The 16154-nt window shown below is 56.6% G+C and carries 14 protein-coding genes and 1 tRNA gene; 10 read left to right on the forward strand and 5 right to left on the reverse strand.

Annotated features, from left to right (window positions below):
• The first annotated feature begins 6 nt into the window (after window positions 1-6).
• Entirely contained in the window at window positions 7-1323 is a 1317-nt protein-coding gene (locus AD928_RS09325) for an RsmB/NOP family class I SAM-dependent RNA methyltransferase (protein WP_062250035.1), read from the forward strand.
• A gap of 112 nt (window positions 1324-1435) precedes the next feature.
• Window positions 1436-3262 carry a cation:proton antiporter gene (locus tag AD928_RS09330; protein WP_062250037.1) on the forward strand — a complete coding sequence of 609 codons (1827 nt, stop codon included), beginning with the start codon at window positions 1436-1438 and terminating at the stop codon, window positions 3260-3262.
• Window positions 3263-3268: 6 nt separating this feature from the next.
• Here the strand turns inward: AD928_RS09330 and AD928_RS09335 are convergent, their stop codons facing one another.
• Complete coding sequence (locus AD928_RS09335) at window positions 3269-3784, reverse strand: L,D-transpeptidase family protein (protein WP_156470169.1); 516 nt, start codon at window positions 3782-3784, stop codon at window positions 3269-3271.
• A gap of 149 nt (window positions 3785-3933) precedes the next feature.
• Between AD928_RS09335 and AD928_RS09340 the strand changes: the two genes are divergently transcribed.
• The gene (locus AD928_RS09340) at window positions 3934-4653 is read left to right on the forward strand and encodes a response regulator transcription factor (protein WP_062140383.1); all 720 of its coding nucleotides are present in this window, start codon (window positions 3934-3936) and stop codon (window positions 4651-4653) included.
• A gap of 82 nt (window positions 4654-4735) precedes the next feature.
• Here the strand turns inward: AD928_RS09340 and AD928_RS09345 are convergent, their stop codons facing one another.
• The 4 genes from AD928_RS09345 to AD928_RS09360 form a co-directional block, all read right to left on the reverse strand.
• On the reverse strand, window positions 4736-5344 hold the full coding sequence (locus AD928_RS09345; protein ID WP_062250039.1) for a glutathione S-transferase N-terminal domain-containing protein: 609 nt from the start codon (window positions 5342-5344) through the stop codon (window positions 4736-4738).
• Between the two features lie 604 nt (window positions 5345-5948).
• Window positions 5949-6023 (reverse strand) — tRNA-Val (locus AD928_RS09350).
• 57 nt (window positions 6024-6080) lie between these two features.
• Complete coding sequence (locus AD928_RS09355) at window positions 6081-7904, reverse strand: ABC-F family ATP-binding cassette domain-containing protein (protein ID WP_062250041.1); 1824 nt, start codon at window positions 7902-7904, stop codon at window positions 6081-6083.
• Between the two features lie 44 nt (window positions 7905-7948).
• On the reverse strand, window positions 7949-8710 hold the full coding sequence (locus AD928_RS09360) for a response regulator (RefSeq protein WP_062250044.1): 762 nt from the start codon (window positions 8708-8710) through the stop codon (window positions 7949-7951).
• A 149-nt stretch (window positions 8711-8859) separates the two neighbouring features.
• Here AD928_RS09360 and AD928_RS09365 point away from each other — a divergent pair, with 149 nt between their 5' ends.
• From AD928_RS09365 to AD928_RS09395, 7 genes are all read left to right on the forward strand, one after another.
• Window positions 8860-9351 carry a sigma-70 family RNA polymerase sigma factor gene (locus AD928_RS09365; protein ID WP_373320592.1) on the forward strand — a complete coding sequence of 164 codons (492 nt, stop codon included), beginning with the start codon at window positions 8860-8862 and terminating at the stop codon, window positions 9349-9351.
• A gap of 99 nt (window positions 9352-9450) precedes the next feature.
• Complete coding sequence (locus tag AD928_RS09370; RefSeq protein ID WP_062140479.1) at window positions 9451-10023, forward strand: sigma-70 family RNA polymerase sigma factor; 573 nt, start codon at window positions 9451-9453, stop codon at window positions 10021-10023.
• Between the two features lie 143 nt (window positions 10024-10166).
• On the forward strand, window positions 10167-10322 hold the full coding sequence (locus AD928_RS09375; protein WP_233420032.1) for a NepR family anti-sigma factor: 156 nt from the start codon (window positions 10167-10169) through the stop codon (window positions 10320-10322).
• A gap of 106 nt (window positions 10323-10428) precedes the next feature.
• Complete coding sequence (locus AD928_RS09380) at window positions 10429-12099, forward strand: sensor histidine kinase (protein WP_062250086.1); 1671 nt, start codon at window positions 10429-10431, stop codon at window positions 12097-12099.
• A 132-nt stretch (window positions 12100-12231) separates the two neighbouring features.
• Entirely contained in the window at window positions 12232-13953 is a 1722-nt protein-coding gene (cydD, locus tag AD928_RS09385; RefSeq protein WP_062140376.1) for a thiol reductant ABC exporter subunit CydD, read from the forward strand.
• Between the two features lies 1 nt (window position 13954).
• Window positions 13955-15649, forward strand: a complete 1695-nt coding sequence (cydC, locus tag AD928_RS09390) for a thiol reductant ABC exporter subunit CydC (RefSeq protein WP_062250049.1) — start codon at window positions 13955-13957, stop codon at window positions 15647-15649.
• A gap of 121 nt (window positions 15650-15770) precedes the next feature.
• Window positions 15771-16148: an OmpA family protein gene (locus tag AD928_RS09395; protein ID WP_062140476.1), complete on the forward strand. Its 378-nt coding sequence runs from the start codon at window positions 15771-15773 to the stop codon at window positions 16146-16148.
• Window positions 16149-16154: the final 6 nt, after the last annotated feature.

The raw sequence follows: 16154 nt of genomic DNA on the forward strand, positions 1-16154 counted from the left end.
TTACCTATGACTCCTTCTGCTCGGCTGGGTGCCTCTATTGATCTTCTGACAGCTATGGAGGCTGCTCCCAGAAAACCGGCTGACGCCGTTGCCAACAGCTTTTTTCGTGAACGGCGTTATATCGGTGGGGGAGACCGTCGGGCAGTTTCCGGCATGGTCTGGGAAATCATGCGGGCCTGGCGTCGGCTCGGCTGGTGGCTGACCAAGTGCGGGGCCGATATTACCCCGCGCACTCTTGCCGCCGCCAACCTTGTGCTCAAGGGCTGGCCTGCGCGGGAAATTGCAGACCTCTTTGCTGAGGGCCGCTTTGCTCCGGGTGCGCTGACCTATGCAGAGCAGGATGTTGTATCCGCTCTGGCTGGCGGCACGCTGGATAACGCGGATATGCCGCGTGCGGTTCGGCTGGAATTGCCAGACTGGCTTTTGCCGCGTCTGGAAGAAACGTTTGGCGATAAGCTGGATGCCGAACTGGCAGCCCTTTCTGAGCCTGCAACGCTGGATCTGCGCGTTAACATCCTCCGCACAAACCGGCGAGATGCGCAAAATGCGCTGGGGCGTGAAGGGCTACATGCTATCTTAACACCGCTTTCTCCCTGGGGCCTGCGATTGAACGGGCGTCTGCCTGTTACGTCCACCACGCCCTTCAAGGATGGTCGGATCGAAATTCAGGACGAAGGCAGCCAGCTGGTTGCCGCCATCATGGGGGTGACCCCGGAAATGCGCGTTCTGGATTATTGCGCCGGGGCCGGTGGCAAGACGCTGGCTATGGCCATGATGATGGAAAACAAAGGACATATTGCTGCGTGCGATGTGTCTGAAGTCCGTCTGGATGGCGCGGTGCGCCGCCTGCGTCGCGCCGGTGTGCATAATGTAGAACGTCACCTGCTGAAAACCGGGGACAAATGGGCCAAGCGTCGCGCGAAGTCGTTTGACCGCGTGCTGGTCGATGCACCATGCAGTGGCACAGGCACATGGCGGCGCAATCCTGATGCCCGGTTGCGGATGACGGAACAGGATCTGGAAGAATTGCTGGTCAAGCAGGCCGAAATTCTGGACAGAGCCTCATCTCTCGTCAAACCGGGCGGTCGGATGGTTTATGCGACCTGTTCCGTGTTGCGGGCAGAAAATGCCAGTCAGGTGGAAGCCTTCCTGAAACGCCATCCGGATTTCCAGCTTGTGCCGTCAGATAGCACGGCGCTGCCTGAATCCTTGCGCGGCACGTCCATGTTTTCACTGACGCCGTATCAGAATGAAACCGATGGTTTTTTTGCTGCCGTGTTAGAGCGCAAGTCGGAACAGGGCGCTGAGACAACAGAGCTTTAAGAGTAGATCTGCTCGACAAAAAATTGAGTATCTAACTTATTAGGCCTGTGCATAATTCATTGCCGTTGTGTCACGCACAGGCGTGAAGCAGGGTTTATTAAGATGGATACCCATGAGTGAAAGTGTACTGATCTTCCTCTTTTGTGTTCTGGGCGGCAGCATGCTTGCGCAGTGGACGGCATGGCGCTTCCGCCTGCCAGCCATTGTGCTGCTGTTTAGTCTTGGCCTGCTTTATGGGCCTGTACTGGAAATTCTGCATCCGTCTGAGATGATGGGGGCGGCCTTTCATCCCCTGGTCTCGCTTGCCGTTGCTCTGATCGTGTTTGAGGGCGGCCTGATACTGGACTTCAGGCAACTGAAAGAAGCCGGGGAAGGGGTTCTGCGCCTCACCCTCGTAGCTCTCCCGCTCAATCTCATTCTGGGCAGTTTGGCGGCCCATTATATTGGCGGGATGGGCTGGGGCCCGGCGTTTCTGTTTGGCTCCATAATTGTCGTCACCGGGCCAACAGTTGTTCTGCCCTTGCTGCGCAGTGCCAAGCTCCAGCCTAAAATAGCGGCTTTTCTACGATGGGAAGCCATTGTGAATGATCCGGTCGGGGCTATTCTGGCAACGCTGGTGCTGGAAGTGCTGCTGATGCGCCCGGGTGAGGGGTCCGGCACCTTCTTCGGCTTCATTCTGCCGCATATGCTGGCCAGTGCCGGGCTGACCATCGCACTGGGTATTGGGGCGGCAATGGGCGTGCGCTGGCTTCTGGTGCGGGACCTGATGCCGGAAGTGCTGAAAAGCTCTATCCTGATCACCATTGCACTTGTCCTTTTTGCCCTCGGCACCCTTACAATGGATGGGGCCGGGCTGATTGCCTCCACAGTCTTCGGCATGGCGCTGGTTAATCTACGTATTCCGGGCATGGCCGAAATCCAGCGGATGAAAGAATCTCTGGTTGTTCTGATTGTCTCGGTGCTGTTTGTACTGCTGACGGCAGACCTCCAGCGGACACAGCTCTCCAACCTCTCATGGTCCATTGGTGCGCTGACACTAGCCGTTCTGTTTCTGGTGCGGCCGCTGGGTATTTTCCTTGCCACCATGGGGTCCAGCCTGAGCTGGGCAGAACGTATTTTTGTAGGCTGGATTGCTCCACGCGGAATTGTTGCGGCTGCTGTAGCCGGGATTGCCGGGCTGCGGTTGCAGGATGCCGGGTATCCGGGGGCCGATCTGGTCATGCCCGCCGTGTTCGCCGTGATTGCCTCCACCATGATCCTGCATGGTTTCTCCCTGCGTCCGCTTGGTCGTAAACTGAAGCTGACCTTGTCGGATGAACAGGCTCTGGCGATTGTGGGGGCGAATGACTGGTCAACCGGTCTCGCCATCGCCGTCCATCGGGCAGGGGCTCCTGTTCTGCTGGTCGATAATTCCCGGCAGGATCTGCAGAGGGCTGAAAAGGCTGGCGTTCCTGTGCTGAGAGCAGAAGTGCTATCAGAAGAAGGGGCGGAAAGTCTGGAAGAGCGTCCCGGTGATTATCTGATCGCGGCAACACCTGACGCTATTTATAATGGACTGGTCTGCGCCCATCTTGCCCCCCATTTTGGCCGTCAGCGCGTCTATCAGGTCAGTCCGGGTATTGCGCGTCTGGACTTGTATCGGGGCTTGAGCCGGGATGCTCGTGGCAAGGTGCTGGGGGAACCTTCGTGGAATTTCACGCTTCTGGACACACTCATTCGGGAAGGCTGGCAGTTTAGAAGCGTTGAGGTCACAGCGGACAATCAGGAAACTCTCCTGCAGGAAAGCAGCAACCTTCTGGTGGTCCTCGTGTTGCAGAAGGGGGTTTCGATGACGATTGTCTCGGAAGAAGATGAAGCCCTGTCTCCGCCTGAAGTTGGTCAATGCGTCATCGCTCTGGTTCCGCCCATACACGAGGAGCCGGAAGAGAAGGCCGGTTAGCCTTCTTTAGCCCGGAGCGTGGACCTGCACGGCATCCGCTCCGGCAGCCAGAACGGTGCGTAAATCTGATTCGCTGAGGGCAAGACAGCCTTCAGTCGGGGTGCGATCTGGACGTTGCAAATGCATAAAAATGGCCGAACCGCGCCCTGAGACGGCGGGATTATCGTTGTATCCCATCACGACTATGAGATCATAAACGCGATCTTCACGCCATAACTGCTCATGCCGGGCCGGGTGAGGGAGCCTGACAAAGCGATTGTAATCAGGACTTTGTGGGTCATCACACCACCCATCTTGGGGGCTAAGGGGTTCAACCGGAAGTATTGTTTTCGGCTTTAACAGCCGATCTTCCCGGTAATACACTTTTCTGAGAGCGAAAATACCAATGGGGGTGGCGTGATCGCCCTCCTGCTTTTGCTCTGTCAGACCATTCTTTCCAATTACGGCGCTCATGACTTTGTGTCCGCAATGCAGTTGTGCGTCAGAACCGCTGTATGAAGCGGACAAGAGGTGTATCATCATAGTCAAAGATTGCCCGTTCGCAGATTTTTCATGAAGGTCGCATAGCACGCTCACACTAGAGGTCTGAGCGGAATCGTGACAAGTTTATGAGAAGACGAACAGACGAGACAGCCCGACCAGAAGGCTGACACTGAGGAGATGAAAACCCAATGACGGGTGCACGTCCAATATTGGTTGTTGATGACGACCGGATACTTCGCCAGACCCTTGTTGAGCAACTGCAGCTTGAGGGAGAATTCACCGTTCAGGAAGCAGCGTCTCTGGCTGAGGCGCGCGAAAAACTGAAGGCGCCGGATAGCCGGTTTGATGCACTTCTGCTGGATGTCAGTCTGCCCGATGGCGATGGACGTGACTTCTGTGCTGAGCTGCGGAAAGACGGTCTGCGCATGCCTATCATCATGCTGACGGGTTCAGACGATGAAGCGGATATTGTGCGCGGACTGGATGCTGGCGCCAATGATTACGTAGCCAAGCCTTTCCGGATTGCAGAACTGCTCGCCCGCCTGCGCGCTCAGATGCGTCTGTTTGAAAACAGTGAAGACGCAGTGTTCAGCATCGGGCCATACACATTCCGCCCGTCTGCCAAGCTGCTTCAGGAACCGCTGAAGAACCGCCGTATCCGTCTGACGGAAAAAGAAACGGCCATTCTGAAGTTCCTCTACCGCGCCGGCACACGCCCGGTGCCGCGCCAGGTGCTGCTGAATGAGGTCTGGGGCTACAATGCTGCAGTCACCACGCATACGCTGGAAACGCACATCTATCGCCTGCGCCAGAAAATCGAACCCGATCCGGCCAATGCAACGCTGCTGATTACAGAAGGGGGTGGCTACCGCCTGAACCCGGAAGTGGCGGCAGTTCCTGCGCACTGAAAAGCTAAGGCATAAGAACGCTAATACGGATCAGACTGTTCTGTCTGATCCGTATTTTTTTGTCTAAATGATCTGAAATTTTTCAGATCAACCCTTCTTCTTTCAGGGCTTTCTGGGCTGCTGGCCGGCCAAAAACGCTATCTCGCAACGCCACGGCTTTGGGGTAAGCGGAAATGTCTATTTTAAGCGGTCCGGTCCAGTTCAGGATAACGGCCATAAGGGCATCAGCCTGCGTGAACCCGACAGGGAGCAGATAGCTATTTGTGCCGCTTGCCAGTTGCGCTTCGACCTGCGTTAGACGCCGTTTGATGAGGAGCAGCAGCTTCTCCCGCGTGACGTCAGGCACATCCGGCGCGAAGAGCGCACCAATAGCGCTATGCACATCCTCACAGAAGCCCACTGCCTCAAGCAGACGGTAAAATTCGATGGTGTCTGGAGTGGGGTGGAAAGCCTTGTTGTCAGATTGCTGACCAATATAGGTCAGGACGGCAACATTTTGCGTCAGAATAACGCCCGGTGAAACTTCGAGAGCCGGAACTGCTCCACGAGGGTTGATGGCTGTGTAGTCCCGACCATCGGCCGTTTTCTTCTCTTTTAGGTTCACCTGCACAAGTTCATGCGGCAAGCCCGTCTCGTTCAGCATGATATGGGCCGCAAGCGAACATGCGCCTGGCGCGTAATACAGCTTCATTATGACACCTTTTGTTTTCACGTTTGTGAAGAAAGCAGATTGCACAGGAAAATTCACCCTGCTTACAAAAAGCGTCGCATGAATTGGCAAGAGTGAGAAGAATATGAGCGTTGCACTATATTCTTGGCTGCTAGTTTATAGGGTGGGCAGACAAAACTTGCGACTAGAAAAAAATGGAATACCCAAGACGAGATAATGGAAATTTAACATTGAAAAGCAGAAGAGACATCCGCAGCCGAAGAGGTATCGTTAGGCTGAGGCGCTGTATGCGTTGCACCGGGCCGAAACCATTACAGAATATACAGAGCTGACTGCGGAACTCTATAGCGCCACAGACCCGAAAGCAGGCCGCAAAGACAGCGTAGCAGCCGCCACACCGCCAAGGATTATAAGCACCTTCGCAAACGGTCCGGCGTGGAAAATAAATGGAAGCTTGGTCCTTCGATTTGTGGGCGCTCTAGATACTAGTATAGCTAAAAAGCCGTGGGCGCCTGGCACGGATTTACTCGTGCCAAAGGCCAACACTCTGTACCAAATCGGACCAATGTATTTTTCGGAAGCAACCGGAAACCACGCAAGACCTGCAAAAAACTGCAGTTTATCGTGGTGGGTGCGACAGGGATTGAACCTGTGACCCCCGCCGTGTGAAGGCGATGCTCTACCGCTGAGCTACGCACCCGGTTTGTGGAGATCCTATTAGCCGAGCAGCAGAGGCTTGGCAAGCGGGGAAACGTAATTAATTTTCCCCGGCAGCCAGACTTTCCCGCTTCATCTCCAGATCAAGCCATTTTTCTTCAGATTCAGCGAGTTTCGCTTCAATCTTCTCAAGGTCGGCACTGTATTTCTGGAAGAGTTTCGGGTCGCGGCTATACAGGCCCGCATCTGCCAGCTTGGTGCGCAGGGCTTCTGCATCCCGCTCCAGCTTTTCCATTTCCTTTGGTAGATTATCCAGCGCAAACTGGTCCTTGTAGCTCAGCTTTTTAGCTGGAGCGCGGGATACGCCGGATGTCTCTTTGGAAGACGGAACTGAGCGAACAACAGGTTTTTCGGACGCAATCTCTTCTTCTACTCCGCCTTTTTTCTGAACCAGCATGTCACTGTATCCACCGGCGTAATCCGTCCAGATACCATCGCTCTCTGTGGTCAGAACAGAGGTTGCAACACGGTCCAGAAAATCACGATCATGGCTTACCAGCAGGACAGTGCCATCATAAGCGGCCAGCATGTCTTGCAGCAGGTCGAGAGTTTCCAGATCCAGATCGTTCGTCGGTTCGTCCAGCACCAGCAGGTTGGAGGACTGGGCCAGCGCGCAGGCCAGCATCAGGCGACCTCTTTCCCCACCAGAAAGAACGCCCACAGGTGTGCGTGCCTGCTCGGGTTTGAAGAGAAAGTCCTTCATATAGCCAATAACGTGGCGCTTTTCGGTGCCAACCTGCACCATGTCACCGCCGCCGCCCGTCAGCGTATCGGTAAGGGTTTTATCCGGGTCCAGCGTGCGGCGCTGCTGGTCCAGCGTGACCATGGAAAGTGATGGACCCAGAGTAATCGTGCCGCTATCAGGCTGATCCTGCCCGACAAGAAGCCGCAGCAAGGTTGTTTTACCGGCACCATTAGCCCCGACAATCGCCAGTCGGTCTCCACGCAGCACGCGCAAATCCAGATTGCGAACAACGCAGCGCTCGCCCCACGATTTGCTAATATTTTCCGCTATAGCAACCAGACGGCTGGATGTGGACGCACTTTGAACGTTTAGGGTCACTGTGCCTTGTGCGCGAACAGCATCACAGCGGGCCGCCCGAAGAGCCGCCAGTTCACCCACCCGGCGCACATTCCGTTTGCGGCGGGCTGTTACGCCATACCGCATCCAGTCTTCTTCCCGCGCAATCTGCCGGTCCAGCTTGTGCGCGTCGCGCTCTTCCTGCTCCAGCACTTCTTCGCGCCAGGCTTCAAATCGGCTGAACCCCTGATCCAGGCGTCGGGTCATACCGCGATCCAGCCAGACAACCGAACGGGAGAGGGTGGAGAGCAACCGCCTATCATGGCTGATGATGACCATGGCGCAGTTCAGGCTGAGAAGTTCGCGCTCCAGCCATTCAATGGTGGGCATGTCCAGATGGTTGGTGGGCTCATCCAGCAGCAGAATATCGGGGGCAGAGGCCAGCGCGCCGGCAATCGCACAGCGCCGGGCTTCACCGCCGGATACGTTGGCCGGGTTTTCCTTTCCGGTCAGACCCAGTGCGTCCAGCATGGCCGCAGCCCGCCATTCCGAGGCTGGGTCAGTAATTTGTGCCAGCACGTAATCGGCTGTTGTGGCGTAACCGGACAGGTCAGGTTCCTGCGGCAGATAGCGCAGGGTTGCGCCGGGCTGCAGGAACAGCGTGCCGGAGTCAGGTTGAATGACGCCTGCCGCAATTTTCAGGAGTGTGGATTTGCCGGAACCATTGCGGCCGACCAGACAAAGCCTCTCACCCGCTGAAACAGAAAAACCTGCCTTATCAAGCAGAGGATTTCCGCCAAGCGTGAGAGTAATGTCCTGAAGGAGAAGGAGAGGGGGAGCCATTCCCTGTTTCTGTGGCAGAGCGCCTGCGGACGCAAGAGGCTATCTTATGAAACGGTCCCTGTTGAATGAGCCACAGCCCAATTACTAACAGCCTGATACGTGGCGACAGCCAGTGTCAGCGGTTCAAATGGCTTGGTGATAACAAAGCTGGGCTCGGACGTTTCGCCTGTTAGCAGGCGCTCAGGATAGGCGGTAACGTAAATGACCGGAGCGGAATGGCTTTTGGTAATTTCCGCCACGGCGCGCATGCCATCACCTCCAGCGCCGAGATTAATATCTGCCAAAATCAGGCCGGGCCGGGTTTCCTGCGCCAGACGAATGGCGTCGGTCTGTGTGTGGGCAACCCCTGCGATTTTATGCCCGCATTGCAGCACAAGATCTTCAATATCCATGGCGATAATCGGTTCGTCCTCAATAATCAGGACGGATGTCTGAATACCGGTCTTGAGGTAGGCGTGGGCTGTTTCAAGATCTTCAGACGCTTCCTGGGTGGAAAGCCCCAGAATTCGGGCGGCCATGTCCAGCGAGACTTCTTCCAGCGTCGTCAGCAGAAGCAGCTGGCGCTGCACGATGGACAGACCATGCTCCGGACCATCATTCTCTGGCTGCGTCGCAAAATGTCTGGAAATGGCCTGATAAAGCCTGCAAAGAGAGGGCAGATCATCTGTTGGGCGGCTCGTAGTGAGTGTCCGCAGACTTTCCGCCACAAGAAGATCTCCTCGGGGCTGGCTCCCTGTCAGTGCGCGGGCATAGCGCCTGCCGTAGGGTAACGCCTGAATTAAAGCGCTGCGCAGCGACTCTGGCATGACAAGGCTCCTTCGCGTGGAGTAGGGCTTAGATTAAGCACGACCGTAACGACGACATGTGTCATCGTTTGCAGAAAAGGGGAAGTGTTCTGATTCGGGATCGACAACATTCTGACAATGTTGCCACTACATCGTTCTCTCGCACAGAGCTGTTAGCGTTAGTTCCGTCGCTGCGCGCATTTTCCCGTTTTCTGGCAAGAGACGCCGCTTTGGCGGATGATCTGGTACAGGAAACTGTTTTGCGGGCTCTCAGCAAGTCCGAACAGTTTGCGCCGGGCACCAACCTTAAAGCGTGGCTTTTTTCCATCTTGCGAAATTTTTTTCTGGAGCAGACCCGGCATCGCAACCGGGAGAGAGAAGTCCTGAGCGATTACGCCGCCAGCCCTGACAGAGTGACGCAAAGCCGTTCCTCCTTGCAGGAGCGGGAAACCATCCGGGAGCTGGACCATTTTCTGTGGCAGCTTTCCCCCCTCCTGAGGGAAGCACTGGTGCTGATTGGCGCGCAGGAAATGACGTATGAGGATGCCGCCATGGTCTGCGGTGTAACGGTTGGCACCATGAAAACCCGGGTCTCACGCGCCCGGACACAGCTGCAAACCTTGCTGGAAAATCCGGACGGAGAGAATGAGCCGTCTGCATGAGAGGGAGCTCTCAGAAATTTTTTTTGAAAAACCGTGTAACCTTTCCTCGCCGCCATTCATTCATCTAGCAAGACAATGCAAAAGGCGGAGAAAAAGATCATGACAGTTTCATTCCACGATCAGGTTATCGGCATTCTCCCTAAACTGCGCGTTCAGGCTCTCGCTCTCACCCGCAATCGCGCGGCAGCGGAAGATCTGGTGCAGGACGCCGTTTGCAATGCGCTTTCTGCCCAGAACAGTTTTGCACCGGGCACAAATTTTGCAGCCTGGATGCATCGCATTCTGCGTAACCGCTTTATCTCTGATCTGCGTAAGAAGCGCGACACGACTGACATTGATGATATGCCCGCCTCCTTCCTGGCGACCAATGCCCCGCATGAAGACCGGATTGTCCTGAAAGACCTTGATGCAGCCCTTGCACGTCTGCCAGACGACCAGCGGGAAGCTTTGGTGCTGGGTGTGCTGGAAGGAATGAGCTATCAGGAACTTGCTGATATTGCTGGGTGTGCTGTTGGTACCGCCAAAAGTCGTGTATTCCGTGCAAGACGACAGCTTGAAGCCTGGATGACGGGTGAAGAGCATGTTGGGAATGAACGGCTGAAAGCACAGGCAGCGGCTCTCCGCCGCAAGCTCAGCCAGCAGGACAGCCAGAACGCTTCTAAGGCTGTTTGATAAGAGAACTGTGTGGGCCTGAAAGCCCACCGAAGAAGCAGGAAGAGACTGAGCCGGCTTGGGCATGTCAGATGACGATTTACGCGGACGATGTGACCTTTCCATCAGGCCGGGTGCAGCAATGCCGCCAGATGGGCAAGACGATGGATAAAAAGCCACGAAAAAAACCAGAGACAACGTCTGATCAGGCTTTTGATCTCTGGTTAAAACGAGGACTGCATCAGCTTTTTGACGACGTGGCGAACGAGCCTATCCCTGAAAAATTGCTGAAGCTCATTGAAGAAGATCGCGGAGAATAATCCTGATCAGCAGAGGAAGGGGAAGCGGCAATGGCGCTCGGTGCGCTATGTCCTTCTCTCCCTGCTATCCGGATTGGGCCATATTTTCGCAACCACCAGCGCGCGGATGCGGTTGCTGATCTGCCTTTCGGGTATTCCCGTTCTGGCAATCAGCACCGTTCTGGCCCTCCATAATTATAATGAACTGATGGTTGGCAGCGCTCAACGTGCTGCCACAGCCATTGCCCGGCTGGACCTGCAGTTCCGGCACGATACAGATCGCCTGCGGAGTGCGCTGGAAACTATTGGCGGGATGGGGCTGACCCCGGAGCAGATTGGCCATGCCCTGCGCTTGGCTGAGACCATGAGCGGGCAGCGCTACTGTTTCCTTGGTATTCTGGATAGTGATGGACAGGTTATCCAGACGATCTCACCGCCGGGGAGCGAGTGTCAGAATATCGGTGTTACAGACCCCGCGCCTTCCTTCCAGGGAACCTTGCTGGAAGCCGTGCAGGAAGATGGAAATCTGGACTCTAAAGGGACTTTTCTGCGGATTACAGTTCCGGCGATTTTCCTCTCCATTCCGGAAACACGCGGCTATCTGGTCGGCATCCTGCAACTTTCCAGAAAAGCGGCCTATCTGGCCAATAGTGCCGGCTGGCAGGCGTTTTCTGATGAGAGCAATCCCCTCCAGGCCTGGCTGATCAATCAGGATGGAACGCTGTCTTCCGTCTGTACAGACTGTCGTTGGGTGCCCCCGGCAGAGGCGGTGGTGCATCAGTTACAGCAAAGGCTGGAGGCGAGCGAGGGCTCGGTGGTCTCCATGCCAACGGCTGAAGGAGGCTATGCACTGGGAGCTATTGCCGGTGGGGCCGATATTCTGGTGGCCACCCAGAGAACTCCGCGAGAAGCCGATGCGCTGCGCACGATGGTGCTGGAAATCTCGGCGCTAATGATTCTTCTGGTGGCGGGCCTGATTGGCGTGACTCTGGCTGCCAACATTGTTCTTGTCTGGCCGCTGCGCCGCCTGACTTATTCTGTGCAAAAATGGCAAATGGAAGGGGTTTTTGATGCTCGCATTACCCGCGCTATGCCGTTGGAACTTCAACGTCTCGGGCAAGCCTTTACCCGTGCCACGCGCAGACTGAGTCGGCACGAGGCGCGGCTGAACAAGGCGATGGCGCATCAGGAGCTTCTGATGCGTGAAATTCACCATCGGGTGAAAAATAATCTTCAGATTGTGGCCTCGCTGCTGAATTTGCAGGCCAGCCGGATCTCTCACCCTGAGGTCCGGGCAGAGTTTGCGCTTGCGCGAGACCGGGTGCGGGCTTTGGCCACTCTGCACAAAACGCTTTATGCGGAAGACCGACTGGATAGTCTGGATATGGCCAGCTTCCTGCGCGAGTTGTGCGAGCAGACTTTGCATGTTGCGGGGGAGGGGGAGACCGGGCGGATTACGCTCAAGGTTGAATCTGATGACTTCCGGATGAACCCCGATCAGGCCGTGCCTCTGGCGCTGATTATGACCGAAATTGTCACCAACTCTATCAAATACGCTTTCCCTGATGGGCGACACGGCACCATCTCCGTCGCACTGCGTCTGGTAGATCAGATTGTCACCCTGACGATTGCAGATGATGGAATCGGGTGCAGCTTTGATGACGACACACCTGGCGAACGACACGGTATTGGCCGAAAACTGATCCGCGGCTTTGCCCGGCAGCTCAATGCCCAACTTTTCCGAAACGGGGAAAATGGGACTGTCTATAAATTTGTATTTCCGCTGATCAGCGAGTGAAAAAAGTGTCTTTTGATGCATAAAAGACCTGCCACTCATACGCCGGGGCATAGGCGTTATGCTCTGCCCGCAGTAGGGAGCGGCGTCCTTAGGTGTTTGCGTCCTTCGCTGTCCGGTATAAATGCCTAGTTTATGAGTGGTGACAAAGCAGCGATACGTGGCTGGACGCGGACACAGTCGCGTCTGGGGCGTCAGGCAGCGCGACCGGTTGTAGTTTTCGGGCTACTGTCCAGTCTACTGGGTGTTGGGCAGGCGTGGTGTGTAGCAACTGTTCTCGGGCATGCCCTCGTCGGCCTTGTCTCGGGTGGTGGCGCACAAACCCTTGTCTTGTGGCCCATTTTGGCTTTTGCGGGGTTAGCGCTCCTTCGTGCCCTTATTATGGCATTGAGCGATACAGCATCTGCCAAGGCTGGGATTGATGCCCGACGCAGGCTGCGCGGGGAGGTGCTGGCCTCCATCCTGACCGGCGGTCCGGCATTGCTCCGCAAAACCCATAGTGGCGAGCTGGCAACAATTGCGGTCGATCGGGTGGAAGCTCTGGACGGCTTTTTTGGCCGCTGGGTGCCTGCTTCAGTTCTGTGGATTGCTGCACCCCTGCTGATTTTACTGCCCGTAGCCTTCATTCAGCCACATGCTGCTTTGGTGCTTGGCCTGTGCGGCGCAGCTGTGCCATTTGGGCAGGCTCTGTTTGGCATTGGCGCCGCCGTAGCATCCCGCAATCAATTTTTGGCGATGACCCGTCTGCAGGCCCGTTTTCTGGACCGCGTGAAAGGGATTGCCACCATTGTGCTGGCAGGCCGCGCCGATGATGAAACGGAACGATTGGGGCAGGCCGCCGAAGAACTGCGGCAGCGCACCATGAAAATTCTGCGCGTTGCATTTCTGTCTTCTGCTTCTATTGATTGCGCCATGGTCATAGCACTGGTGCTAATCGCCATTATGGACGGCAAGCAGGCCATGGCGCTGCTGTCTGGCGGAGTTTCTCCGGCTCTGGCGTATACGCTCACCAGTGGATTGTTCGTCCTGCTGGTTATTCCCGAATTTTTCGCCCCCCTGCGGGGACTGGCTCTGGCCTATCAGGATCGCGCGCATGCTCAGGGGGCCGCCACGGCCATTCTGGATCTGCCTGAGGCTCTGCCGCGGCCATCACCAGACGGCGCGCGCACCGTGAATGCCTCCGGCGTCATGGTGTCTCTGGAAGATGTCTGTTTTACGTGGGACCCCGCCCGTGGGCCTGCGCTGGACCATGTCAGCTTTACCGTTCCTGCGGGGGAAACCCTGATTCTGGCAGGGCCTTCCGGTTCTGGTAAATCAACCATTATGGAACTGCTGCTTGGCTTCATTCAGCCGGATAGCGGGAGTGTGCGATTCAACGGGGCACCGCTGGACAGTATTGTTCCGGATTCCCTGTCCCGCATGATCTCATGGATTGGCCAGAAGCCCGTTCTGTTCGCCGGAACGCTGAAAGACAACATTCTGTTTGCCCGCCCGGATGCGGATGAGGCAGACCTGATGGCTGCGGTGAAAGCGGCTGCTGTGGACCAGTTTTTACCGTCTCTGCCGGATGGATTGGAAACACGGATTGGGGAAGGGGGCTTTGGTCTTTCTGGTGGTCAGGCCCAGCGCATTGCCATTGCTCGCGCTTACCTGAAAAACGCCCCCATCCTGTTGCTGGATGAACCAACCGCGCATCTGGACCCAGCTACCGAAAAAAGCGTTTTTGAAAGCCTGCAACGTCTGGCGCTACGCCGGACGGTTGTTCTCGCTACCCATTCCGCAGCCGTACATATGTTTAACGGACGGCGTGTGGACCTCCAGATGGGCCGCGTTGTGGCACGGCAGGGAGCCGCGTGAGATGAAAATTTCAGACCAGACAGACGGCAGCACCCCGGCTTTGACGGACCGCCAGGCCATTTTACGTATTCTGAGCCTCTGGCATCGTCAGGCGCCCCGGCTGATTATTGGCGTCATGCTGGCGCTGGTCGCCCTTTGCCTTGGGCTGGTGCTTATGCAGGCTTCCGGGCTTCGGCTGGCCAGCAGCGTGCTGGGGGAAGTGGTTATCACGACCGCGCTGTTGCGCTGGGTTGGTGGTGGGCGCGTTATTCTGCGGTATGCCGAGCGGCTTTTTGCGCATGATGCCATGTTCCGTGCGCTGGCTGATCTACGTGTCTGGTTTTTCCATTCTCTGGCGCAGGGTGCTGCTGCCGGGCTGGGGTTCCGGCGCGCGGGCGACATGCTCTCCCGCCTTGTGTCTGACATCGGCACACTGGATGGGCTGTATCTGCGTATTCTGGTGCCGTTTGCCTGCGCATGCCTGACGCTGCCCATTCTGGTGATTCAGCTTGGGCGGCAGAGTGTCGTTCTGGGCATACTCGTCGGTGTGCTGTTTGCCTGCTCTGCGTTCCTCGTGCCTTACCTGATTGCCAAATCTGGTCGGGCGGAAGGGGAGCGTCTGGGAAAAAACCTCGCAGCGTTGCGCATTGGTGTGCTTGATCTGGTGGGCGGCTTGCGGGAAATCCGTGCTTTTGGAGCAGAAGGACGCATTCTCTCCCATGTTCAGGCAGATGATGCTGCCCTGCTTGCTGGCCAGATGCGGCTGGCGCGTCGGGCGGCGTATGCCAATGCCTCTGCTTTTCTTTGTGGGCAGGCTGCAATCTTTCTGGTTCTGCTCGCTGCTGCCGGAGCGTTTTCCCTTCATATTTCTGCACTGGCTGCGGTTGGCATTCTGTTCCTGACCGTTGCTGCTTTTGAAAGTGCTGGGGCGCTGACACGGGCTGGTTTGCAGGCCGGTGTGATGGGGGCTGCGGCGCGGCGCGTAGTAGAAGTTGCCGTCAGCACACCTAACGCCACACAACTCGCGACGCAGACCGATGCGCCGGAAGACACGCATATTCATCTGGAAGGCGTAAAATTCCGCTGGGCTCCAGATCGTCCGTTGGTGTTTGATGGACTGACGCTGGATATCCCGGCAGGCGCACGGATCGCCATTCTTGGTCCTTCAGGCGTTGGGAAATCGAGCCTTGCCGCACTGCTTCTTAAAGCCGCAGTGCCGGAAGCCGGAAGCATCACGCTCGGCGGAGAAGAAATTTCCCACATTAAGGCGGACTCTCTTCGCCGGCGCATGGCGTGGCTCTCTCAGGCCACGCATCTGTTTGATGACAGCATTCGCGCCAACCTGCTGCTTGGCCGCCCGGACGCCACGGAAGATGATTTGTGGAAAGCGCTGGAAGACGCAGCCGTTGCGGACGTCGTCAAAACCCTGCCGGACGGACTGGATACCTGGCTGGGTGAAGGGGGCATCAAACTGTCTGGCGGGCAGGGGCGGCGTATCGCACTGGCCCGCACCCTCCTGACGCAAGCTCCCATTCTGATTCTGGATGAACCGGCTACCGGCCTTGATGCACAAACGGAGCAGGACTTCCTGCGCACGCTTAATACCGTGACAGAAGGTCGCACCGTGATCCTGATTGCACATCGCCTAACTGGCGTGGAAACACTGGATCGGATCTGGCGTCTATCCGGCGGGGTTGCAACGGCCGCCGCCGCCTGAGCAGCAGACGGAGAAGCCTCCCGGGTCGCAAAGCGCGAAAAGAGTTGGCTTCCCGAAAGTTTTACAGGCAGATTTATAAAATTACTTTGAGCGTCTTTTTATCGTGTTGGGGATCATCATCATGCGTCGTCTGCTGCCTCTTCTGGGCCTTTCCATTCTTGCTGCGTGCGCCTCCCAGCCCGCGCGTAAATATGTCGTCTTCTTTTCCAATCAGTCGGTGGAACTGAATGACACAGCCAGAAACGTGATTGCTGAAGCCGCACGGAAGGCCGAGAGCCACCCCGGCAGTATTGTGCAGGTTGAAGGCTATGCCGCAGCCGGGGGGGACCTCTCCGCCGACGCTCTGATTGCCATTCAGCGCGCCAAACTCGTGGCAGCGACCCTGCATGATGATGGTATCTCCGGAGACCGTATCCGCCAGACGCCGCGCGCTCCCACCAATGGCGAAGGCATGACTGTGGGCGCACGTCGTGTAGAAATTGAACTGGTGAATCCCTGATTTTCG

It is taken from the genome of Acetobacter cerevisiae, from assembly GCF_001580535.1.
Classification (GTDB): Bacteria; Pseudomonadota; Alphaproteobacteria; order Acetobacterales; family Acetobacteraceae; genus Acetobacter; species Acetobacter cerevisiae.